General features: G+C 56.3%; 18 protein-coding genes. 12 read left to right on the forward strand and 6 right to left on the reverse strand.

The window, feature by feature from the left end:
* The first annotated feature begins 26 nt into the window (after positions 1-26).
* Together mutS and fdxA are read left to right on the forward strand one after the other, a co-directional pair.
* Positions 27-2,594 (forward strand): DNA mismatch repair protein MutS, encoded by a 2,568-nt coding sequence (gene mutS / locus CJF39_RS11870; RefSeq protein WP_170942677.1) that lies wholly within the window; start codon positions 27-29, stop codon positions 2,592-2,594.
* A gap of 130 nt (positions 2,595-2,724) precedes the next feature.
* Complete coding sequence (gene fdxA / locus CJF39_RS11875) at positions 2,725-3,048, forward strand: ferredoxin FdxA (RefSeq protein WP_094993591.1); 324 nt, start codon at positions 2,725-2,727, stop codon at positions 3,046-3,048.
* Between the two features lie 156 nt (positions 3,049-3,204).
* Here the strand turns inward: fdxA and CJF39_RS11880 are convergent, their stop codons facing one another.
* The 3 genes from CJF39_RS11880 to CJF39_RS11890 form a co-directional block, all read right to left on the reverse strand.
* The gene (locus CJF39_RS11880; protein WP_094993592.1) at positions 3,205-3,834 is read right to left on the reverse strand and encodes a CoA transferase subunit B; all 630 of its coding nucleotides are present in this window, start codon (positions 3,832-3,834) and stop codon (positions 3,205-3,207) included.
* A gap of 2 nt (positions 3,835-3,836) precedes the next feature.
* Positions 3,837-4,535, reverse strand: coding sequence for a CoA transferase subunit A (locus CJF39_RS11885; RefSeq protein ID WP_094993593.1), 699 nt, complete (start codon positions 4,533-4,535; stop codon positions 3,837-3,839).
* A gap of 380 nt (positions 4,536-4,915) precedes the next feature.
* Complete coding sequence (locus tag CJF39_RS11890; RefSeq protein ID WP_094993594.1) at positions 4,916-5,587, reverse strand: TetR family transcriptional regulator; 672 nt, start codon at positions 5,585-5,587, stop codon at positions 4,916-4,918.
* 267 nt (positions 5,588-5,854) lie between these two features.
* Between CJF39_RS11890 and CJF39_RS11895 the strand changes: the two genes are divergently transcribed.
* The 8 genes from CJF39_RS11895 (at position 5,855) to CJF39_RS11930 (ending at position 17,080) form a co-directional block, all read left to right on the forward strand.
* Positions 5,855-7,006 carry an efflux RND transporter periplasmic adaptor subunit gene (locus CJF39_RS11895; RefSeq protein ID WP_094993595.1) on the forward strand — a complete coding sequence of 384 codons (1,152 nt, stop codon included), beginning with the start codon at positions 5,855-5,857 and terminating at the stop codon, positions 7,004-7,006.
* A 3-nt stretch (positions 7,007-7,009) separates the two neighbouring features.
* Complete coding sequence (locus CJF39_RS11900; RefSeq protein ID WP_094993596.1) at positions 7,010-10,171, forward strand: efflux RND transporter permease subunit; 3,162 nt, start codon at positions 7,010-7,012, stop codon at positions 10,169-10,171.
* Positions 10,168-11,619 (forward strand): AdeC/AdeK/OprM family multidrug efflux complex outer membrane factor, encoded by a 1,452-nt coding sequence (gene adeC / locus CJF39_RS11905; RefSeq protein ID WP_094993597.1) that lies wholly within the window; start codon positions 10,168-10,170, stop codon positions 11,617-11,619. Before CJF39_RS11900 ends, adeC begins: the two co-directional genes overlap by 4 nt.
* A 414-nt stretch (positions 11,620-12,033) precedes the next feature.
* Positions 12,034-13,224: an NAD(P)/FAD-dependent oxidoreductase gene (locus CJF39_RS11910; protein ID WP_094993598.1), complete on the forward strand. Its 1,191-nt coding sequence runs from the start codon at positions 12,034-12,036 to the stop codon at positions 13,222-13,224.
* A 24-nt stretch (positions 13,225-13,248) separates the two neighbouring features.
* Positions 13,249-13,644 (forward strand): hypothetical protein, encoded by a 396-nt coding sequence (locus CJF39_RS11915; protein ID WP_249275356.1) that lies wholly within the window; start codon positions 13,249-13,251, stop codon positions 13,642-13,644.
* A 21-nt stretch (positions 13,645-13,665) separates the two neighbouring features.
* Positions 13,666-14,490, forward strand: a complete 825-nt coding sequence (locus CJF39_RS11920; RefSeq protein ID WP_094993599.1) for a methyltransferase domain-containing protein — start codon at positions 13,666-13,668, stop codon at positions 14,488-14,490.
* 493 nt (positions 14,491-14,983) lie between these two features.
* Positions 14,984-15,184, forward strand: coding sequence for a hypothetical protein (locus tag CJF39_RS11925; RefSeq protein WP_047274113.1), 201 nt, complete (start codon positions 14,984-14,986; stop codon positions 15,182-15,184).
* A gap of 423 nt (positions 15,185-15,607) precedes the next feature.
* Positions 15,608-17,080 (forward strand): inorganic phosphate transporter, encoded by a 1,473-nt coding sequence (locus tag CJF39_RS11930; RefSeq protein WP_094993600.1) that lies wholly within the window; start codon positions 15,608-15,610, stop codon positions 17,078-17,080.
* A 194-nt stretch (positions 17,081-17,274) separates the two neighbouring features.
* Here CJF39_RS11930 and ccoM read toward each other — a convergent pair whose 3' ends face one another.
* The 3 genes from ccoM to CJF39_RS11940 form a co-directional block, all read right to left on the reverse strand.
* Entirely contained in the window at positions 17,275-17,388 is a 114-nt protein-coding gene (ccoM, locus tag CJF39_RS23490) for a cytochrome c oxidase subunit CcoM (protein ID WP_019411060.1), read from the reverse strand.
* A 142-nt stretch (positions 17,389-17,530) separates the two neighbouring features.
* Positions 17,531-17,692, reverse strand: coding sequence for a hypothetical protein (locus CJF39_RS23050; RefSeq protein ID WP_094993601.1), 162 nt, complete (start codon positions 17,690-17,692; stop codon positions 17,531-17,533).
* A gap of 75 nt (positions 17,693-17,767) precedes the next feature.
* Complete coding sequence (locus tag CJF39_RS11940) at positions 17,768-18,103, reverse strand: aspartate-semialdehyde dehydrogenase (protein ID WP_094993602.1); 336 nt, start codon at positions 18,101-18,103, stop codon at positions 17,768-17,770.
* Positions 18,104-18,275: 172 nt separating this feature from the next.
* Here CJF39_RS11940 and rapA point away from each other — a divergent pair, with 172 nt between their 5' ends.
* Together rapA and CJF39_RS11950 are read left to right on the forward strand one after the other, a co-directional pair.
* Positions 18,276-21,122, forward strand: a complete 2,847-nt coding sequence (rapA, locus tag CJF39_RS11945; protein ID WP_094993603.1) for an RNA polymerase-associated protein RapA — start codon at positions 18,276-18,278, stop codon at positions 21,120-21,122.
* A 285-nt stretch (positions 21,123-21,407) separates the two neighbouring features.
* Positions 21,408-23,612 carry a putative bifunctional diguanylate cyclase/phosphodiesterase gene (locus CJF39_RS11950; RefSeq protein ID WP_094993604.1) on the forward strand — a complete coding sequence of 735 codons (2,205 nt, stop codon included), beginning with the start codon at positions 21,408-21,410 and terminating at the stop codon, positions 23,610-23,612.
* The last annotated feature ends 120 nt before the right edge of the window (positions 23,613-23,732 follow it).

Here is a 23,732-nt window from a genome sequence, read left to right on the forward strand (position 1 = left end):
CCTCTAAGTAACTGATGAATAAAGAAATTTCAAATCTTTCTGCGCATACACCGATGATGCAGCAGTACTGGCGCCTGAAAAACCAGCACCCTGATCAGCTGATGTTCTATCGCATGGGCGACTTTTACGAGATCTTCTACGAAGATGCGAAGAAGGCCGCCAAGCTACTGGACATCACCCTCACGGCACGTGGGCAGTCGGCGGGGCAGGCGATTCCGATGTGCGGCATTCCTTACCACGCGGCTGAAGGTTATCTGGCCAAACTGGTCAAGCTTGGCGAGTCAGTGGTGATTTGCGAACAGGTTGGCGACCCAGCCACCAGCAAAGGGCCGGTCGAGCGTCAAGTGGTGCGGATCATCACGCCGGGAACTGTCAGCGATGAGGCGCTGCTAGACGAGCGCCGTGACAATTTGATTGCCGCAGTGCTAGGCGATGAACGTTTGTTTGGACTGGCCGTCCTGGATATCACCAGCGGCAATTTTTCGGTGGTGGAAATCAAGGGCTGGGAAAACCTGCTGGCTGAGCTGGAGCGCATCAATCCGGTGGAGCTGATGATCCCGGATGACTGGCCTCAAGGCCTGCCTGCCGAGAAGCGCCGCGGTGTTCGTCGTCGTGCACCGTGGGATTTTGAACGCGATTCGGCACTCAAAAGCCTGTGTCAGCAGTTCTCCACCCAAGATCTCAAGGGTTTTGGCTGCGAACACCTGACCTTGGCCATCGGCGCGGCCGGTTGCTTGCTCAGCTACGCCAAGGAGACCCAACGCACTGCCCTGCCCCATTTACGCAGTCTGCGTCATGAGCGCCTGGACGACACCGTGGTGCTGGATGGCGCCAGCCGCCGTAATCTTGAGCTGGACACCAACCTTGCGGGCGGCCGCGACAACACACTGCAATCGGTAGTCGATCGTTGTCAGACGTCCATGGGCAGCCGCTTGCTGACGCGCTGGCTGAATCGTCCATTGCGCGATTTGCCGGTGTTGCTGGCACGCCAGACCTCGATTACTTGCCTGCTGGACGGCTATCGCTTCGAGCGCCTGCAGCCTCAGCTCAAGGAGATAGGCGATCTGGAGCGCATTCTGGCGCGTATCGGCCTGCGTAACGCTAGGCCCCGCGATTTGGCGCGTCTGCGTGACGCGCTGGCCGCACTGCCTGAACTGCAAGACGCCTTGCTCGATCTGCACGCGCCGCACTTGCAGCAACTGGCTGTTACCACCAGCACGTACCCCGAATTGGCAGCGCTGCTCGACAAAGCGATTATTGATAATCCGCCTGCGGTCATTCGCGACGGCGGCGTGCTGAAAACCGGCTACGATGCCGAGCTGGATGAACTCCAAGCCCTCAGTGAAAACGCCGGTCAATTCCTGATTGATCTGGAAGCCCGTGAAAAAGCCCGCACCGGGTTGGCCAACCTCAAGGTCGGCTACAACCGCGTGCACGGTTATTTCATCGAACTACCTAGCAAACAGGCGGAACAGGCGCCCGCGGATTACATCCGCCGTCAGACTCTCAAAGGTGCCGAGCGGTTTATCACCCCCGAACTGAAAGCTTTCGAAGACAAGGCCCTGTCAGCCAAAAGCCGGGCGCTGGCTCGCGAAAAAATGCTCTACGAAGCACTTCTCGAAACTTTGATCGGGGAGCTGCCGCCGCTGCAAGACACCGCCGCCGCACTGGCCGAACTGGACGTGCTGAGCAACTTGGCCGAGCGCGCACTGAACCTCGACCTCAATTGCCCGCGGTTTGTTGAAGAACCGTGCATGCGTATTCAACAAGGCCGTCATCCGGTGGTGGAGCAAGTATTGACCACCCCTTTTGTGGCCAACGACTTGGCGCTGGATGACATCACACGCATGCTGGTCATTACCGGGCCGAACATGGGTGGTAAATCCACTTACATGCGGCAAACCGCATTGATCGTGCTGCTGGCGCACATTGGCAGTTTTGTGCCCGCCGCCAGCTGCGAACTGTCGCTGGTCGACAGGATTTTCACGCGCATTGGTTCCAGCGACGACCTGGCCGGTGGCCGTTCTACCTTTATGGTGGAAATGAGCGAAACTGCCAATATTCTGCACAACGCCACTGAGCGCAGTTTGGTGCTGATGGATGAAGTGGGACGAGGCACAAGCACCTTCGACGGTTTGTCGCTGGCTTGGGCTGCGGCAGAACGTCTCGCTCAATTACGCGCCTATACGCTATTCGCCACGCACTATTTCGAACTGACAGTACTGCCAGAAAGCGAGCCGCTGGTGGCCAACGTGCATTTGAGTGCCACCGAGCACAACGAACGCATTGTTTTCTTGCACCACGTATTACCCGGCCCCGCGAGTCAAAGCTACGGCCTGGCGGTCGCCCAGCTGGCGGGGGTTCCGGCGAATGTCATCACCCGCGCCCGCGAGCATTTGAGCCGCCTGGAGACCACCAGCCTGCCCCATGAAGTGCCTGCCCCGACTCCTGGCAAACAATCAGCGCCCCAGCAAAGCGATATGTTTGCTAGCCTTGCGCATCCGGTGCTGGACGACCTTGCCAAGCTTGATCTTGACGAGATGACGCCACGCAAAGCCCTTGATTTGCTCTACACATTAAAGACACGCATCTAACCATGCGATAGAATCGCGCGCGGTTTGGGTTGCTACTGGCCTTTTAGCCTGGTCAATAGATACCACTCCCGAACCTGGCGAACCCGACCTGGAAGGGCTTCGCTGCCGCCGCCTGAGGAGAAAATTAGAAATGACCTTCGTCGTCACCGACAACTGCATCAAGTGCAAGTACACCGACTGCGTAGAAGTCTGTCCGGTGGACTGCTTTTACGAAGGCCCGAACTTCCTGGTGATTCACCCGGACGAGTGCATTGACTGCGCGCTTTGTGAGCCTGAATGCCCGGCGCAAGCCATCTTCTCGGAAGATGAAGTGCCAGCGGGTATGGAAAATTTCATTCAGTTGAATGTCGAGCTGGCGGAAATCTGGCCAAACATCACTGAGCGTAAAGACCCTCTGCCTGACGCTGCCGAGTGGGATGGCAAAAAAGACAAGATCGCTGATCTCGAGCGCTGATTCACGCTGCACTAAAAAGCCCCGACTCATATGAGCCAGGGCTTTTTACGTTTCAGCGTTTCTTGCAGTTTTCTCGCTATCCCAGGTTGCAGCTTCGTGTCTCGTCAGCGACTGCAGCGCATGCCTGGCTTGTCGCTGACGAGCAGGCCAAAGGGTTTAGCCTGCGATGTCGCACCCCGTGGCTTCTTGCAATTGCTCACGGGTAACGCCCGACGCAAGCTCTACCAGCTTAAGACCTTGGTCGGTGACATCCAGAACCCCCAAATCGGTGATGATACGATCCACTACACCCACACCGGTCAGCGGTAAATCGCACTGTTTGAGCAATTTATGGGCCCCGCCTTTGGCAGTGTGCTCCATCAGCACCACCACGCGCTTTACCCCAGCCACCAGATCCATGGCACCTCCCATGCCCTTGACCATCTTGCCGGGAATCATCCAGTTGGCCAGATCACCGTTCTCGGACACTTGCATCGCACCCAGGATCGACAGATTGATGTGGCCACCGCGAATCATCGCGAAAGAGTCGGCACTGTTAAAGAAGCTGCTACCGGGTAGCGTAGTGATGGTTTGCTTGCCGGCGTTGATCAAGTCGGCATCGACTTCATCTTCAGTGGGAAACGGGCCGATACCTAACAAACCGTTCTCACTTTGTAGCCACACATCCATGCCTTGCGGAATATAGTTGGCAACCAGTGTCGGCAAACCGATTCCCAGGTTGACGTAAAAACCATCCTGCAATTCTTGGGCGGCGCGGTGCGCCATTTCTTCACGAGTCCAGGCCATGATCAGGCGCTCCGCACAGTGCGTTGTTCGATGCGTTTCTCCGGGGCGGCATTGAGAATCAACCGCTGCACGTAGATCCCGGGCAAATGAACCTGATCGGGGTCGATTTCGCCAATTTCAACGATTTCTTCCACCTCGACCACGCACACTTTGGCCGCCATCGCGGCCAGCGGATTGAAATTGCGCGCGGTCTTATTGAACAGCAGATTGCCTGATTTATCGGCTTTCCAGGCTTTAACCAGCGCAACGTCTGCCCGCAATGAGCGTTCCATGACGTACCACTCGCCATCGAACTCGCGGGTTTCCTTGCCTTCGGCCACCAGGGTTCCGTAGCCGGTTTTAGTGAAGAACGCCGGAATGCCTGCACCACCGGCACGGAGTTTTTCAGCCAGCGTGCCTTGCGGGGTGAACTCAAGTTCCAATTCGCCCGCCAGGTACTGACGCTCGAACTCCTTGTTTTCGCCTACGTAAGAAGAAATCATTTTGCGGATTTGCCGCGTGGTCAACAGCTGGCCCAAGCCAAACCCGTCAACACCGGCGTTGTTGCTGATGACAGTCAGTTCGCGCTTGCCGGTGTCACGCAATGCAGCGATCAACGCCTCTGGAATCCCGCACAGTCCAAACCCCCCCACGGCCAGGGTCATGCCGTCTTCGACGAGCCCCTGCAAGGCGGATTCAGCACTCGAGTAAATCTTATTCACTTGTTATTCCTCGAATTCACCACGGCGCGCCTGGCGCCGATGGCCTGCTTGCTTTAGTCGAGGGCGGGCACCGCTGAAAACGGCTGTTGCCGACCCTCCGATCTTGGCTGCTCCGGCCTTTGACCAGAGCGTTGCCCGAGTGTAGGGGAAGGCGACGCGGGAACTCTAGCCATGAGTGACCATGGCATCGAAATAAATGCAGGGCGTGTCGCGCTGGTACAACTCTTTGACGGACCAATCCGCTCAGGACTACAGCCGTTAACCAACTGGTAACAATTGACCTACAAAATACGTAGCTCGCTAACTTTAAACCCACGGCCTAGACGTATATAAAGACCGCCGCGGTTCTAAAAGTCTTACAGACAAAATCTTCTCTCACCTTATGGCTGTAGAGAACTAGACTCAGATTCGGTTTTGTCTGATGTTCGCAAGCCAGGGTTCAGACGCAACATATCCAGACCCACGTCGACCCAGGACTCTGCCTCTTTATGAAGCTCAAAACTGTCGGGAACCAGCAGCCATTGCCCGAGAAGACCGTCGATATAGGCGTGAAAACAAATGGCAGCACGGCGCACGTCGAGTGTTTTGGGGAGTTGCTGTCGATGAATCGCATTGCTCAAGGTCAGCTCGATCCGAGTATTGCAGTCGATCATCGCCACTTGGCGCTGACGGCGCAAATCGCACATTTCGTCAGTGAATTCGCACTTATGAAACAAAATCTCATTAATCCGCCGAGTTTTTGGATCAATTGCCACTTGGTGAAACAAATGGATCAACAGCTTGCGCATGCAGCCAAGCGGGTCGACTTCGTCCTGATTCTCACAGGCCTCGGCCAGCGCATCCAAAGGCTCGTGCAAGCTGTCCAGCATGGCTTGAACCACATCAGCCTTATTGCTGAAGTGCCAGTAGATCGCGCCTCGGGTCACCCCGGCCAACGTTGCGATATCCGCCAGCGTGGTGCGCGCAACGCCTCGCTCATAAAAAGCCCTTTCGGCCGCTTCGAGGATCGCACTGCGGGTTTCCTGAGCTTCTTCTTTGGTACGACGCACCATGGCAATAAAAACCTCAATCAGGGTGGTCTTGACGACTCTGAAAAGCCCTCAAAACCTATATCGGGTGGCGTTTGTTGTGCCTTATCCCGGCCTACACTTCACGCATTGAAAGGGGTTGCGGCATGCCTTTAACGACACAACCCCGCTATTTACAAACAGACACGAATGTAAGTATATTCCTTAGCAAGCTACTTATCCACCCGGAACAGCTTTCTTTACCCTTCCACTATTCTTGTGCGCTTTCGCGTGCCTGACCCGAGGATTTTCATGCAATTCAAGCCAGCTGTTACCGCTCTGGTTGCCGCCGTCGCCCTTGCATCGCTGCTCAGCGGATGCAAAAAGGAAGAAGCGGCACCTGCCCCACAAATCCCTCAGGTCGGTGTTGTCACGCTGAAAGCTCAGCCCTTTACCTTGACCACCGATCTTCCAGGCCGAACGACGTCTTACCGTTCTGCGGAGGTTCGCCCACAGGTAAACGGGATTATTCTCAAGCGTTTGTTCAAGGAAGGCTCTGACGTCAAAGTCGGTCAACAGCTGTATCAAATTGACCCGGCCATCTATGAAAGTGCCGTTTTGAGCGCACGCGCGACCTTACAATCGGCCAAATCCCTGGCTGACCGCTACAAGCAATTGGTCGCAGAACAAGCCGTCAGCCGTCAGGAATACGACAACGCTGAAGCTGCGCGCCTTGAAGCGGAGGCCACGCTGAACACAGCCCAGGTCAACCTGCGTTACACTAAGGTATTGGCACCTCTGACGGGGCGCATCGGCCGCTCGCTGTATACCGAAGGTGCATTGGTCACCAGCGGTCAGGCGAATGCGCTGGCAGTGATCACCCAACTTGACCCGATCTATGTCGACGTGACTCAGTCTTCGGTTGAAATGCTGGAGCTGCGCAAAGATTTGGCCGATGGCCGCCTCAAGAAAGCCGGCGAAAACGCCGCCAAGGTCAAGCTGACACTGCCGGACGGCAGTGAATATGGTCGTGAAGGTCGCCTTGAATTCAGCGAAGTCTCGGTCGATGAAACCACTGGTTCCGTGACCTTGCGCGCGGTGTTCCCGAACCCTGATGAAATCCTGTTGCCGGGCATGTTCGTGCACGCACAATTGGAAGCCGGTATCGACAGCAATGCGATCCTGGCGCCTCAAGTGGGCGTGACCCATAACCTTAAAGGCCAACCGACAGCATTGATCGTCGGCCCGGACAACAAGGTTGAGTTGCGCGTGCTTGAAGCATCCCGCACCGTGGGCAGCGACTGGTTGGTCGAGAAAGGCCTGAACCCGGGCGACCGCCTGATTACTGACGGCCTGCAATTCATCAAGCCTGGCGTTGAAGTCAAAATCATGGAAAAACCACAAGGCACAACCCCGGCATCTGCCCCGGCAACAGAAAAAGCTGCAGGCAGTAAAGGGGAGTAAACCATGTCGAAATTTTTTATCGACCGTCCGATTTTCGCTTGGGTAATCGCCCTGGTGATCATGTTGGTCGGGGCACTTTCGATACTGAAACTGCCAATTAACCAGTACCCGAGCATTGCGCCACCGGCCATCTCGATCTCCGTGACCTATCCGGGTGCTTCGGCACAAACCGTACAGGACACCGTGGTTCAGGTGATTGAGCAGCAGCTCAACGGTATTGACCACCTGCGTTATGTGTCGTCTGAAAGCAACTCCGACGGCAGCATGACCATCACCGCGACCTTCGAGCAAGGCACTGACCCTGACACCGCTCAGGTGCAGGTGCAGAACAAGCTCAACCTGGCGACCCCGCTGCTGCCTCAAGAAGTTCAGCAGCAAGGTATCCGTGTGACCAAGGCAGTGAAAAACTTCCTGATGGTTATCGGTGTGGTGTCTGAAGACGGCAGCATGAACAAGGATGACTTGTCCAACTACATTGTCTCCAACATGCAGGACCCGATCTCCCGTACCGAAGGTGTGGGTGACTTTCAGGTGTTTGGTGCCCAATACGCCATGCGTATCTGGCTCGACCCGGCCAAGCTGAACAAGTACAACCTGACCCCGGTGGATGTTAAGTCCGCCATTTCCTCGCAGAACGTACAGGTGTCTTCCGGACAACTGGGCGGCCTGCCAGCGGTCAAAGGTCAGGAGCTGAACGCCACCATCATCGGCAAAACGCGCCTGCAAACAGCCGAAGAGTTCAAAAAGATCCTGCTCAAGGTCAACACCGACGGCTCGCAAGTGCGCCTGCACGATGTTGCGGAAGTCGGTCTGGGCGGCGAAAACTACAGCATCAGCGCACAGTACAACGGCAAGCCATCTTCTGGCCTTGCAATTAAGCTGGCGACCGGTGCCAACGCCCTGGACACCGCCAAGGCACTGCACAAAACCATCGACGACCTGGCTCCGTTTTTCCCGCCTGGCATGAAAGTGGTTTACCCGTACGACACTACACCCGTGGTATCGGCCTCGATCAAAGGTGTGGTTGAAACGCTGGTTGAAGCAGTTGCGCTGGTGTTCCTGGTAATGTTCCTGTTCCTGCAAAACTTCCGCGCCACCATCATCACCACGATGACAGTGCCGGTGGTATTGCTCGGTACATTCGGGATCCTGGCTGCGGCCGGCTTCAGTATCAACACATTGACCATGTTCGGCATGGTACTGGCCATCGGCTTGCTGGTGGACGACGCCATCGTGGTGGTGGAAAACGTCGAACGGGTCATGAGCGAAGAAGGGCTGCCGCCCAAAGAAGCCACCAAAAAGTCCATGGAGCAAATCCAGGGTGCACTGGTCGGTATTGCGTTGGTGCTGTCGGCGGTACTGCTGCCTATGGCGTTCTTCAGCGGCTCTACCGGTGTGATTTACAAACAGTTCTCGATCACTATTGTTTCGGCGATGGCGCTGTCGGTACTGGTTGCCCTGATCTTCACCCCGGCCTTGTGCGCCACCATGCTCAAGCCGGTCAAGAAAGGCGATCATGGCGAAAACAAGCGCGGCTTCTTCGGCTGGTTCAACCGCACTTTCGACAGCGGCGTAAAACGCTACGAGAAAGGCGTGGGCAGCATCTTGCGTCACAAGGCGCCGTATTTGCTGGCGTACGTGTTGATCGTCGTAGGCATGGTGTTCCTGTTTACGCGCATTCCGACTTCGTTCCTGCCGGAAGAAGACCAGGGCGTGCTCTTCGCCCAGGTGCAAACCCCGGCCGGCACGACTGCAGAACGCACTCAACTGGTCATTGACCGTATGCGTGAGTACTTACTGACCGATGAATCGGCGGCGGTATCCTCTGTCTTTACCGTAAACGGCTTTAACTTTGCGGGCCGCGGTCAAAGCTCCGGTCTGGCGTTCATCATGCTCAAACCGTGGGGCGAGCGTGATGCCGACAACAGCGTGTTTGCCCTGGCTGCACGTGCTCAGGCGCACTTCTCCACCTTCCGCGATGCGATGGTGTTCGCTTTTGCCCCGCCCGCGGTGATGGAGCTGGGTAACGCCACCGGTTTTGACGTTTACCTGCAAGACCGCGCCGGTATCGGCCACGAAAAACTGATGCAAGCCCGTAACCAGTTTTTGGGTATGGCTTCGCAGAGCAAAATCCTGGCAGGCGTGCGCCCTAACGGCTTGAACGATGAGCCTCAGTACCAATTGGAAATCGATGATGAAGCGGCCCGCGCCCTGGGTGTAGGCCTGAGCGACATCAACAACACCTTGTCCATCGGTCTGGGTGCCAGCTACGTCAACGACTTCATCGACCGTGGTCGTGTGAAGAAGGTCTATCTGCAAGGCGAAGCTGACTCGCGGATGAACCCGGAAGACTTGAAAAAATGGTACGTGCGCAACGATGAAGGGACCATGGTGCCGTTCTCGGCATTCGCCAAGGGCAAGTGGATCTACGGTGCGCCGAAACTCTCGCGTTACAACGGCGTAGAGGCGATGGAAATTCTCGGTGCTCCGGCACCCGGCTACAGCAGTGGTGAAGCCATGGCTGAAGTCGAAGCGCTGGCCAAGAAGTTGCCAGCTGGCGTGGGCATCTCCTGGACCGGCTTGTCTTACGAGGAACGTCTGTCAGGTTCGCAAGCACCTGCCTTGTACGCCATTTCCTTGTTGATGGTCTTCCTGTGCCTTGCGGCGCTGTACGAAAGTTGGTCGATTCCGATTGCCGTGATGCTGGTTGTGCCTCTGGGGATCATCGGTGCATTGCTGGCCACCAGCCTGCGGGGCCTGTCCAACGACGTGTACTTCCAAGTGGGCTTGCTGACGACCATCGGTCTGGCTTCAAAAAACGCCATTCTGATCGTCGAGTTCGCCAAAGAGCTTCACGAACAAGGGAGAACACTGACTGAAGCCGCCATTGAAGCCTGCCGTATGCGTCTGCGTCCGATCATCATGACGTCGCTGGCATTCGTACTGGGTGTTATCCCGCTGGCCATTTCCTCCGGCGCAGGGTCGGGCAGCCAGCACGCCATTGGTACAGGCGTGATCGGCGGCATGATCACTGCAACTGTGCTGGCTGTGTTCTGGGTGCCGCTCTTCTTCGTAGCCGTTTCGTCTTTCGGCAGCGGTAAGGACAAAGACGCGAAACAGAAAGTGGACCTGACTAAAACTCCAAATCAAGAGGCTGGCCAATGAGCAAGTCGCTTCTCGCAGTCGCCGTAGCAGCGTTTACGCTGGGCGGCTGCTCGCTGATCCCTGACTACCAGCGCCCTGAAGCGCCGGTAGCAGCGCAGTACCCGCAAGGCCCGGCCTACAAGCCTAATGAAGCACCTGCTCAGGCCGCCGCGGAACAAGGCTGGCGTCAGTTCTTCCATGACCCGGCCCTGCAGCAGTTGATCCAGACAGCGCTGGTGAACAACCGCGACCTGCGTGTCGCGGCCCTGAACATCGATGCGTATGCCGCGCAGTACCGCATCCAGCGTGCGGATCTGTTTCCGGCAGTCACGGCAAATGCCAGTGGCAGCCGTCAGCGGACACCAGCGCGCCTGTCGCAAACCGGCGAGTCCGGCATCACCAGCCAATACTCGGCGACCCTTGGGGTCAGCGCATATGAGCTGGATCTGTTCGGCCGCATCCGCAGCCTGAGCGATCAGGCACTGCAAAATTACTTTGCAACCGAAGAAGCCCGTCGCACTACGCAGATCAGCCTGGTTGCCAGTGTCGCGAATGCCTACTTGACCTGGCAGGCCGACAAAGAGCTGCTCAAGCTGACCGAAGACACACTCAGAGCGTTCGACGAGAGCTACAAGCTCACCCTGCGCAGCAATGAAGTCGGTGTGGCTTCAGCGCTGGAAGTCAGCCAGTCGCGCACCTCGGTGGAAAACGCCAAGGTGCAACTGGCGCGCTACACGCGTCAGGTGGCTCAGGATCAGAACAGCCTGGCACTGCTGCTCGGCACGAGCATTCCGCAGGACCTGCCAGCGAGCAAACCACTCGCGGCAGATCTGCTGACAGAAGTACCCGCCGGCCTGCCTTCTGACTTGCTGCAACGCCGTCCGGACATTCTGGAGGCCGAGCACAAGTTGTTGGCCGCCAATGCCAACATCGGCGCTGCCCGTGCAGCGTTCTTCCCAAGCATCAGCCTTACCGCCAATGCCGGGACCTTGAGCCCAGATCTGTCGGGGCTGTTTAAAGGAGGCTCGGGCACCTGGCTGTTCTCGCCGCAAATCAACCTGCCGATCTTCAACGCAGGGGCTTTGCGTGCCAGCCTGGACTACTCGAAAATCCAGAAGGACATTACCGTCTCGCAGTATGAGAAGGCGATCCAGACCGCTTTTCAGGAAGTGTCTGACGGTTTGGCAGCACGCCAGACCTACAGCCAGCAGCTGCAAGCTCAAACGGACTTCGTGAATGCCAACCAGGATTACTACCGGTTAGCCGAACGCCGTTACCGTATCGGGGTCGACAGCAACCTGACGTTCCTCGATGCCCAACGCTCGTTGTTCAGTGCGCAACAATCATTGATCAGCGACCGTCTTTCGCAGCTGACCAGTGAGGTCAATCTGTACAAGGCGCTGGGTGGTGGCTGGTACGAACAGACCGGGCAAAACCGTCCGATCTCGTCAGAGCCGCCAAAAGCCTGATCACGGCACCGTTAGATAACAAACCCGCCTGATGGCGGGTTTGTTCGTTTTAGGCAACAGAGCGCTTCAAGCACACGCACGGACACGCGAATCAAGCGCCCCACTCGTCCGAATGAAACCCATCATTTAAGGCCACAAGCCTCTCTCTATATACGCAGCCACTGCTGCAGCCGTTGTACTGTTCCCGCAAAAACTGCTTAGCCCGTAACGCGTTGGACACGCTAATTAGCAGCTACTGACTACCCGTCAATTATCCATCTGTTTTTTTGCGCCCGGTCGGCACTGGCTAGAACAGCGGCAGCGCATACAGTCTTCATCGATAACCGGATTTTGTATGCGTGTTTATTACAACAGGCCAGCCAGCGATTCAGGTGATTCGAACCGCTTGGCTGACCCGACCACGGAGGTCATGCAATGGTTAAGAAGATCATCATCGTAGGCGGTGGTGTGGGAGGCACATTACTGGCCAATCAACTGGTCACAAAGCTCTACCCGGAAATACTCCGCGGCGATGTGCAATTGACGTTGCTCTCCAACTCGCCCGATCACTACTACAAGCCCGCCTTCATGTACGTCGCATTCCACCTGTTTTTCAATGACGAACTCAAACGCGCTGAGCGCTCTTTGTTAAGACCTGAAATTGATTTTCGGGTTGAAGAGGTCATCCGCTTCAACTTCAACGATCAAATACTAGAAACTGCAAGTGGAAAGCGTTTTGGCTATGACTACCTGGTGATTGCTACCGGCTGCATTCCCGCTCCCGAACGGATTGAAGGACTCAAGGAAGCTGGCGATCATTTCTATCAATACGCCCCAGCCCGTCAGTTGGCAGAACGGTTGAGCACCCTCAAAAAAGGCCGGATTTTCATTACCGTGTCTTTCCCGCATACCCCCAATGTGCCTCACCAGTGCGGAATCGCACCGGTAGAGACAACCTTGATGCCCGACGACTTCCTGCGTCGGCGCGGGGTGCGCAATCAAGTCGAGATCGTCTACACCTATCCGACAACCGCGCAGCTGATGCGCAACTGTCTATTCCTGCAACGCCCCACCGCCGAGGTGCTGCCAAATCTCTTTGAGCAAAAGAACATTCATTTTCAGCGCGGTTTTACATTGAGCAAGGTCGATCCCGACGCCCGTATTGCCTATAGCGAGGAAGGCGACGAACAACCGTTCGACATCCTGATGGCCACGCCGCCTATTCGCGCCGTTGACGCCGTGCTCTACAGCGGCGCATCGCACGCGCAGAACAATGAAGGGTGGCAGCCGACCAACCATGAAACCCTCGAAGTGTACGGCCTCGACAACGTCTACGTGATCGGTGACACAGTCGATCTACCCATCAGCAAAGCGGGAGGCGCTTGCCACAACCAGGGGCCGGTTATCGCCAACAACATTACCGGCAAGATTCGTCTTGGCACCAACGTCAGCGTCTATGACGGCCGAGTGCAAGCTATTGCCCAGATGGGCCTCCATGCAGGGATGCCACTCTGGTACGACTACCAAACCGATGTCCTGCCCACCCCGCCGACCAAACTGGGAGGGTTACTTAGAAACGGATTTAACCGGGGAATTTATTGGGCTGTCGCCCGCGCAATGCTGTGACCCGACACCGGGAGGAGCACCTGTATGGACACCGTTGAACAGCCACCTTTAACCGACTCGGGCCACCCGGCGGGTTCGACTCATCAGCCTGCACTGGATCTGGAACACCTACTGGCCAAAATCACGCCACTGGTTCAAAGCGGTCGCCTGGACAATCTGGTAGATATCTTGAGTCTGGTGTCGGACGTCGTGGACCTGCTGGACCCGGCCATGGTGGAAAAACTGGCACTGCTGTTTGAGCAACTCACGTCGGTCAGTTGGTCATTAGGGAACGCTGTACGCATGGCGAGTGCCCAGACTGCCGCCGACTCCCAAGCACCCACCTTTCGCCAATTACTTTCACTGCTGCGTCATGAAGACACCCGACGCGGCTGCGCTGTGGCATTGCGCACCCTTAATGTCATCGGAAGACAACTCTGAAATGCACGGGAGGACCACCTCATGCTTACCAAGGTTCAGACTTCACTGGCACGGACTGCCAGCACCCAATGGGACGCCACGTCCTATCAACAATTTGCCCGCCTGCGAGAGCGCCCCGTGCTTGAGCTGCTGGATCATGTTGACCTGCAACACCCTCAACGGATCTACGACTTGGGTTGCGGAACCGGCATTGCGACGCAACTGCTGGCCAAACGTTGGCCGATGGCTGACCTGACTGGCGTCGATAGCTCTGCCGAGATGCTGGAAGAAGCCACTTACCTGCCCATCAAGGCGTTATGGCAAAAGTGCGATGTCCAGCAGTGGCGTGCTCACCGCCCAGCAGACTTATTATTTGCCGCTGCGGTGCTGCACTTTATCAGCGACCATGAAACCTTGATCCCGCAATTGTTAAGCCAGTTAAACCCTGGCGGTTGTCTGGCGGCGCACATGCCTAATTGGCGCGATGCGTTGTGGTACGAGCTAATGCTGGAAACCCTCAATACTGGCGGGCCGAATGGCCGAGCGCTAGGCACTGTTCAACTGCGTCAATTCATGGCCGAACGCACAGTACTTCCACTTAAAAGCTATTACCAACTGTTGGCGCCACTGACCCAGGAGCTGGATATTTGGGAAACCGAACACTTGCAGGTGGTAGAAGGGAAATCCCCTATCTTTGACTGGGTCAAAGTGTCGGCCCTGCGTCCAGTTTTACTGGCTCTGGATCAGGCCGAAAACAAACACTTCATTGAAAACTATCTGCGTCTGGTGCATGAGCACTATCCACAAGAAGCCAATGGCCAGACATTGTTTCCGTTCAAGCGGGTGTTCATTCTTGCCACAGTTTGAGCCGCCCGGCATGAACGACCTGCACAATTAGCGCCGTGACTATTTGTTCAGATGTGCAACTTTCGACAGTGAATACAGAACTAGCGTTCTATATTCACTGCCACTTATAGCCACGTCATTAGGAGCGCACGCCATCAATTCGCTTGATTCTTTCGTCGGACATCCCTGTATTGACTATCACATGAGCGTTGACGCGGCCGAACAGCTTGGGCGATAGTAGCAGCCACTGTTCATGGGCATTACAGAACAGTCTAGATGCAGGCAAAAAGCCCCTCTTCAACCGCCTTTCCTGACCAACTCAGCGTTGCAAGGGTAGTCGGAGGGTGGATAATTGCCTTGCTTTTAAAGCACGCGAACCAACCAACTTTGATTCGATAGTTGAAGCGACCGCCTGCGGCGTGACATGGAAAATTTACATTCGCGCATATTTATTAGCGCCGTACTTGGCCATGCCATTGATCCCGATTCAAACTCTACTTAATTAGGTAACACTGTGACGAAAGACGAACTGCGCGCAGAACTTGAGCGTCAGGAGCAACGTTACAAGGACGTTTACGGTGGTGAAGTGACGACTTATGCAGCTCAACCCGAGCCCGAGCGTAAGCCATGGCGCAAGCGCGCCAGCCTGCTTGATCAGGCCTTCACGCAGGAAATCCAGAAAATTGAAAAAGAGCTGAAACCCGAGGCGCCCTGACAGGTCACGTGCAGTACCGGAGCAGGCTTGCTTCGTGAACACCTCAAACACGAGATGTACACCCAGTCAGTTTCTGAGCGTTATCGTTCAGAGCGTTCGCGAGGCAAGTGGCTCCTTCGATGAGGATATTCAGCGATCCGACGGGCTATTTTCCAGCCATCAGCAGGAGACGTTGCGGCAAAACATCCCGGAAAAGAAATTTCATACGTCCGATTCAGACACGCCCCTTGGCTCAATGTTTGCCCCGAAAACCGCGTATAGCCTTTGTTATCAGCGGCTTGGAGTGTATTTACGGCCAACGGAAACTGACCGGTCTGACAGGTTTTTTCATTTACAGATGTTACCAACGGGCAGCTAGTGCATCGATTACCAAGGTTTTCTGGCATAATCCGGCCCCCTTTATGACCGTGTCAGAAAACCTTCATGATCGATCTATTAAGCGGATTGGATGCCTGGGTTCTTGTCAGCCTCTTCTTCGCCCTAGCCTTTGTTCTCGCGTTTGAGTTCATCAACGGCTTTCATGACACCGCGAATGCGGTAGCGACTGTCATCTACACCAAAGCCATGCCGCCTCACCTGGCGGTGTTCTTTTCCGGTGTGTTCAATTTTCTCGGCGTTTTGCTGGGCGGTGTGGGCGTGGCGTACGCCATTGTTCACTTGCTGCCGGTCGAACTGCTGGTCAATGTGAATACCAGACATGGCCTGGCCATGGTGTTCTCACTGCTTGCTGCAGCCATTACCTGGAACCTGGGTACCTGGTACTTCGGCATCCCGGCCTCCAGCTCCCACACCCTGATCGGTTCGATCCTGGGCGTCGGCCTGGCCAACGCATTGATTACCGGTATCCCGGTGAGTGATGGCGTGAACTGGCAGAAGGCAATCGACATTGGTGCGTCATTGGTGTTCTCGCCGCTGGCAGGCTTTGTTGTGGCAGGTTTGCTGCTGGTAGGCCTCAAATGGTGGCGTCCGAACTCCAAGATGCACAAGACGCCCGAGCAGCGTCGCAAGCTGGATGACAAGAAGCACCCGCCGTTCTGGAACCGTCTGGTACTGGTGATCTCGGCCATGACCGTCAGCTTCGTGCACGGCTCCAACGATGGCCAGAAGGGAATCGGCCTGATCATGCTGGTATTGATCGGTATCGTGCCGAGTGCCTTCGTACTTGACCTCAACAGCACGACCTATCAGATCGAACGCACACGGGACGCGACCCTGCACTTGAGTCAGTTCTATCAGCGCAATCACACAAGCCTGAGCGAGTTTCTGGCTTTGGGCAAAAGCGTGAAAGACGACCTGCCAGGTGAGTTCCGCTGCAACCCGCAACAAACCGAGCCGACCATCGCAGCCTTGCTCAGTTCGTTGAAAGGGGTCGAGAATTACCAGTCGTTGTCGGCCGAAAAACGTATCGAGATCCGCCGTTACCTGCTTTGCCTGGATGACACGGCAAAGAAAGTCAGCAAATTGCCGGTCCTGGAGCCGCGCGAGAAAGCAGACCTCGAAAAACTGCGTAAAGACCTGACAGCCACCACGGAATACGCTCCGTTCTGGGTCATTCTGGCTGTCGCGCTGGCCTTGGGCCTGGGCACCATGGTGGGCTGGAAACGCGTGGTCAAAACCATCGGTGAGAAGATCGGCAAACAAGGCATGACCTATGCACAGGGTATGGCGGCACAGATCACCACGACCTTTGCCATTGGCCTGGCCAACATCTTCGCCTTGCCTGTCTCCACGACCCACATTCTGTCGTCGGGTGTCGCGGGCACAATGGTTGCGAACAAAAGCGGCCTGCAAGGCAACACCATCAAGACCATCCTGATGGCCTGGGTGCTGACGTTGCCCGCAACGATTGCACTTTCTGCAGCGTTATTCTGGCTGGCTTCCAAAGCCCTCGCCTAAATAACAAACGCACTAAAAAAGGTACGCTCCTGACGGGGCGTACCTTTTTTTTGTCTGATGCGGGCACTCACAGCGCACTTAATTCATTACCTGGCAACCACCTCACACACTTGCACAAAACACACACGCAAAAAAATAGGCGACCGAAGTCGCCCAAAATGCCTTGCGTGCTCGTGTATCGAAAAGACCCGGCGCTACTTATTGCGCTTCTGGGAATCTTTCCAGATAAAAATCCCCAAACCCGCGAAAAACAGGACCATGAGGCCGACGGTAAGTACTCCAGCGATAACCACATTATCGAGAAACATGACGGCCTCCTGCGCGTGTTTGTTTGTGTGTAACCAGAATAACCAGACGCGCAGGCAGAGAACTTGACCGGGATCAATAGTGGCCACAGCTTCGAGGACGTTAGGGGTAATAGTTGACGCAGATCAGGGAAAACGCCGCAGTTCAGCGTTTTTTAGGCTTTTTTTTCGGTTTTTTCTTGGCACTTGTCAGGGGCATAGCCTGTTCAAACGCCTGACGCACTTCTTTAAGGCGCTTTTCATTAAGGTCATGCACGCGCTTGGCACGCTCGGCGCCGAGGTCTACCAGCTTGCTGTCTTGGCTCATACGGAATGGGATCACTGTCGATGTGTCGGCAAGGGCCAATAATGCGGCGCGCCAGCCGAGCTGGCCAGAAAAATTTCACACCTCTATGTCCACCCACTGCCCCTGGCGCGGCGCACCGTCGATCAGCGGTGAGACAGGCACAGTATTGTCCCCATTCAATTCGTCCCCCGGCACGATCACCACTTCGTGCGGCGCATCCTGTGCTTCACGACGCCGCTTTTCCTGCTGGCGTCGCTGCTCTTCACGCAACAACAGCGAGGCCTGATCGGGGTCCTGATTCTTCAAGTTGATCGTGCTATCGCCTGAGCTAGCTTGCGCAGGCACTACAGGCGGAATATCCGGACGCGGGCGCACCGGATCCTGTTGGGAGGTGACCGGCACCACACTGATGGGAAGAATCGGCGGCAGCATACTTATTGTTCTCCTGTTTTCAGGCTGTCGGCCCGACGCAGATTGACTTGAGACGCCCGTTAAATCCGGCGGCAGCCTGAACGACGTCGATCAGGTTTTTATCAGAGACCTTTGGTCTCAGGCCCTCGTTCCGTTAATATACTCGGCTTTTTCAAAGCGGGAGTCAGGCAGCATGGCGCAGCAGTATCAACCGGGGCAACGCTGGATTAGTGACAGCGAAGCTGAGCTAGGTTTAGGCACCGTTCTGGCACAGGACGGTCGCTTGTTGACCGTGCTCTATCCGGCCACTGGCGAAACCCGTCAATATTCGCTGCGCAACGCACCGCTCACGCGCGTACGTTTCTCGCCGGGTGACACCATCATCCACTTCGAAGGCTGGAAAATGACCGTGCGCGAAGTCGAAGATGTCGACGGGCTCATGGTCTATCACGGTCTCAACGAGCAAAACGAAGTCGTGACCCTGCCAGAAACCCAACTGTCGAACTTCATTCAGTTCCGCTTGGCGAGCGACCGTCTGTTCGCCGGGCAAATTGACCCGCTTTCCTGGTTTTCGTTGCGTTATCACACCCTCGAGCACACCAGCCGCCAGCTGCAATCGCCGCTGTGGGGGCTGGGTGGCGTGCGTGCGCAACCGATTGCTCACCAGTTGCACATCGCCCGTGAAGTCGCAGACCGCATTGCGCCACGCGTACTGCTGGCTGACGAAGTGGGCCTGGGCAAGACCATCGAAGCCGGCCTGGTGATTCATCGCCAACTGCTCAGTGGCCGTGCCAGCCGCGTGCTGATCGTGGTTCCCGAGAACCTGCAGCATCAGTGGCTGGTTGAGATGCGTCGTCGCTTCAACCTTGAAGTCGCGCTGTTTGATGAAGAACGCTTTATTGAAAGCGATGCCAGCAACCCGTTCGAAGACACCCAGCTCGCGCTGGTGGCGCTGGAATGGCTGGTGGACGACGAAAAAGCCCAGGACGCGCTGTTCGCCGCCGGTTGGGACCTGTTGGTGGTCGATGAAGCTCACCACCTGGTGTGGCACGAAGACAATGTCAGCCCCGAGTACGCGCTGGTTGAACAGCTGGCCGAAACTATCCCCGGCGTCCTGTTACTGACAGCAACCCCCGAACAGTTGGGCCAGGACAGCCACTTTGCCCGTCTGCGCCTGCTTGACCCAAACCGCTTCCACGATCTGGCGGCTTTCCGTGCTGAAAGCGAAAACTACCGCCCGGTAGCCCAGGCTGTGCAAGAGCTGCTGGATAAGGGCCGGCTGTCGCCAGAAGCCCAAAAAACCATCCACGGTTTCCTCGGCGCCGAAGGCGATGCCCTGTTGGCGGAAGTCAACGCCGGGGATGCTGAAGCCAGCGCCCGTCTGGTGCGCGAACTGTTGGACCGTCACGGCACCGGCCGCGTGCTGTTTCGTAATACCCGCGCCGCAGTACAAGGCTTTCCGGAGCGCAAGCTGCACGCGTATCCACTGCCCTGCCCGGACGAATACCTTGAACTACCGCTGGGTGATCACCCCGAGCTGTACCCCGAAGTCAGCTTCCAGTCGCAGCCGGACATCAGCGAAGAACAACGCTGGTGGAACTTTGACCCGCGCGTCGAGTGGCTGATCGACACGCTCAAAATGCTCAAGCGCACCAAAGTGCTGGTGATCTGTGCCCATGCCGAGACCGCAATGGATCTGGAAGACGCCCTGCGCGTTCGTTCCGGCATCCCGGCCACGGTGTTCCACGAAGGGATGAACATTCTGGAGCGCGACCGTGCAGCGGCGTACTTCGCTGACGAAGAGTTCGGCGCGCAAGTATTGATCTGCTCGGAAATCGGCAGTGAGGGCCGCAACTTCCAGTTTGCCCACCATCTGGTGCTGTTCGACCTGCCATCGCACCCCGACTTGCTCGAACAACGGATCGGCCGTCTGGACCGTATCGGCCAGAAGCACGTGATCGAACTGCACGTTCCCTACCTCGAAACCAGCCCGCAACAGCGCCTGTTCCAGTGGTACAACGAAGCGCTAAACGCGTTCCTCAACACTTGCCCGACCGGCAACGCATTGCAACATCAGTTTGGTCCGCGCCTGCTGCCGTTGCTCGAAGCTGCTGACGATGACCAATGGCAAGCGCTGATCGACGAAGCCCGCACCGAGCGCGAGCGTCTTGAACAAGAGCTGCACACCGGCCGCGACCGCTTGCTGGAGCTGAACTCCGGCGGCGCAGGCGAAGGTGAAGCGCTGGTTGAAGCGATCCTTGAGCAAGACGATCAATTCGCTCTGCCGATCTACATGGAAACCCTGTTCAACGCGTTCGGTATCGACAGCGAAGACCATTCCGAAAACGCCCTGATCCTCAAGCCCAGCGAGAAAATGCTGGATGCGAGCTTCCCGCTGGGTGACGACGAAGGTGTGACCATCACCTACGATCGCAATCAGGCGCTGTCTCGCGAAGACATGCAGTTCATCACTTGGGAACACCCGATGGTGCAGGGCGGCATGGACTTGGTGCTGTCCGGCTCGATGGGTAACACTGCCGTCGCACTGATCAAAAACAAGGCCCTCAAGCCCGGCACGGTATTGCTTGAACTGATTTACGTCAGCGAAGTGGTTGCCCCGCGCGCTCTGCAACTTGGCCGCTACCTGCCTCCTGCTGCCTTGCGTTGCCTGCTCGACGCCAACGGCAATGACCTGTCATCGCGTGTTTCTTTCGACACCCTGAATGAACAACTGGAAAGCGTACCGCGGGCCAGCGCCAACAAGTTCGTACAGGCACAGCGTGACCAGCTCACGCCGAAGATCAACGCCGGTGAAGCCAAAATCGCACCGCGTCACGCCGAGCGTGTGGCTGAGGCCCAGCGTCGTCTTGCGGCTGACACAGAAGAAGAACTGGCACGCCTGACCGCGTTGCAGGCGGTCAACCCGAGTGTGCGTGATAGTGAACTCGTAGCGCTGCGCAAACAGCGTGAACAAGGCCTGGCCATGCTTGAAAAAGCAGCGTTGCGCCTCGAAGCCATTCGCGTACTGGTCGCTGGCTGACAGTGGGGAAGCAGCGGCGACAGCGGGTTGCAACCCTCGCTGTCGCCGCCCCCCCCACATTCACAGGTTAAAAACGCCTCCCTTATTACAACGGCCAATTAAGTGCTGCAACGCAACGCGGCAGCCGTCTTGGCTACCTGGTTATAAAAAAAAATCCTGTCATAGCAAAATGATAAGCATCATCTTGCCATCATTCTTTTTTCCTACATTCCACCTTCTACACTTCAGAGCAAGCTAGCGCCTGACGACTAGTACCCTGCACTCAGTGTTGAGGCATGCAATGGAATGGAATGGCTGGGATTGCAGTTTATTGGAGACAACACCGCTGACGGGCAACTGCTGATGACGAGCAGCCATAACCCGTACCTGGTGGTCCTGGCCTTCCTGGTCGCCTGCGCGGCCTGCCTCGCTACGTTGCATATGTATGAGCGGGCGTGCAACGCAGAAAAACCTGCAGCCAAAACCGTATGGCGCTGGATAGGGGCCAGCTCGTTAGCAGGCGGTATTTGGGCCATGCACTTCATCTGCATGCTCGCTTTCGAATCCCCGCTCAACGTCCATTACGACTTGGGCATCACCATAGGCTCGCTGTTTATCGCCCTGCTCTCAGCCGCGATTGCCATGCTGGCTCTTCTTCAGCCCCCTGTCACACGCCGCCGCCTGGTACTTGCAGCGCTCGTTTTCGGCTTAGGCATTTGCACCATGCATTACGTGGGCATGTCGGCCATGCACTCCAGCCATTTGCAGCAGTACGACCCTGTGCTGTTCGCGCTGTCGCTGCTGATTGCCGTAGCAGCAAGTTATGCCACCTTGATGCTGGCCCGCTCATTGCGCGGCACCAGCGGTCTGGCCTATCAGTTCTTCAAATACTTCATCAGTCTGGCAGCCGGTCTGGCCATCCTCAGCGTTCACTTCATCGGCATGTGGGCCATGCACACCTATACCCCGCCAGAGGGCGCGTTTCAGGTGACGATTGAAAACAATCACTGGCAACTGGCATTGACGGTGGCACTGATTACCCTGCTGCTAATCGGCAGCAGTATCAGCCCCGCGTTGGTCGACAAAAAACTGCAACTCAAAGAGCATGACCTGAGACGGGTCAACGCGCTGCTTAGCCAGTTGGACCAGGCGCGCGCGTCATTGCAGCAAGTGGCGCATTACGATCCGCTGACCAACTTGATCAACCGTCGGGGCTTTAATCAACTGTTTGCCGAAAAGCTGATTGAGCGTGCCAGTAACAACAGCATGCTGGCCGTGATGTTTCTCGACATTGACCACTTCAAGCGTATTAACGACAGCCTGGGTCACGATGCGGGTGATGAGCTTCTCAAAGTGATTGCCGCGCAAATCAAAAGTGCGACGCGTAATCATGAAGACGTGGTGGCGCGTTTTGGCGGCGATGAGTTCTGCATTCTGTTCAACCTGAACAGCCGCGAAGAAGCGCGAAACATGGCCCAGCGGATCATGCTCAAAATGAAAGAGCCGATTGAGCTGGCGGGCCGCAACATGGTGATGACGACCAGTATCGGGATCAGCGTATTCCCCGATGATGGCAACACAATTGATGAGCTTCTCAAGCATGCTGACCTTGCGCTGTATCAATCCAAGGACGCCGGGCGCAACAGCCTGCATTTCTTCAGCTCAAACCTTAAAGCCCGTGCTTCGCTTGAATTGCAGATAGAGGAGGAACTGCGCATGGCAATGCGCGGCGATCACGGATTGTTTCTGCACTATCAGCCTATTTTCGATCTAAAAACAGGCTTGGTCGCCAAGCTTGAAGCCTTGGTGCGCTGGCAACATCCCGAGCACGGGTTGCTGGGGCCGGAGCGTTTCATACACATTGCTGAAGCCAACGGCCTGATCGCCGAACTCGACAATTGGGTACTGCGCAAAGCTTGCCAGGACTTGGCAACCCTGACGGCACTGGGTTGGACGGATATCAGCGTCGCCGTTAACTGCTCGGCGCTGAATCTGGTACGCGTCGAGCTGGCTGACGAAGTTGAAAGCGCCCTGCGCTCAAGCGGCCTGAGTGCCAGTCGCCTGGAGCTTGAGGTCACTGAAAACGCGTTGATGGGCAATATCAACAACACTTCGCAATTACTGCGCCAGATCCGCGCGTTGGGCGTCTTACTGTCCATAGACGACTTTGGCACCGGCTACTCTTCCCTTGCCTACTTAAAGCGCCTGCCACTGAACACGTTGAAGATTGATCGGTCCTTCATTCAAGACATCCCCAACTCCAGCCAGGACATGGAGATCGTTCAGGCCATCATCGTCATGGCCCATACCCTGCACCTGCAAGTGGTGACTGAGGGTGTTGAAACTCACCAGCAATTCGCCTTCCTCAATCAGTACAACTGTGACTTTATTCAGGGTTACCTGTTGAGTCGCCCCGTGCCGTTTGAAGAACTGCACGCGCTGCTGCAGCAGCTCAATAAAAACACGCTGGCGAGCCTGGATTTCAGTACGTTTCAGCTCTCAAGCCAGTAAATTGCCAGCATCCTTGCCATGGCTTGAAAACAGTCATTAAAGAACCTCCGGTTCAGGCCGATTCTTTTCTATCCGCGCCGTTTAAAACCCTTATACAAAATAGGGATGACGCGCCGCGAA

This window comes from Pseudomonas lundensis (assembly GCF_002269125.1).
Classification (GTDB): Bacteria; Pseudomonadota; Gammaproteobacteria; order Pseudomonadales; family Pseudomonadaceae; genus Aquipseudomonas; species Aquipseudomonas lundensis_A.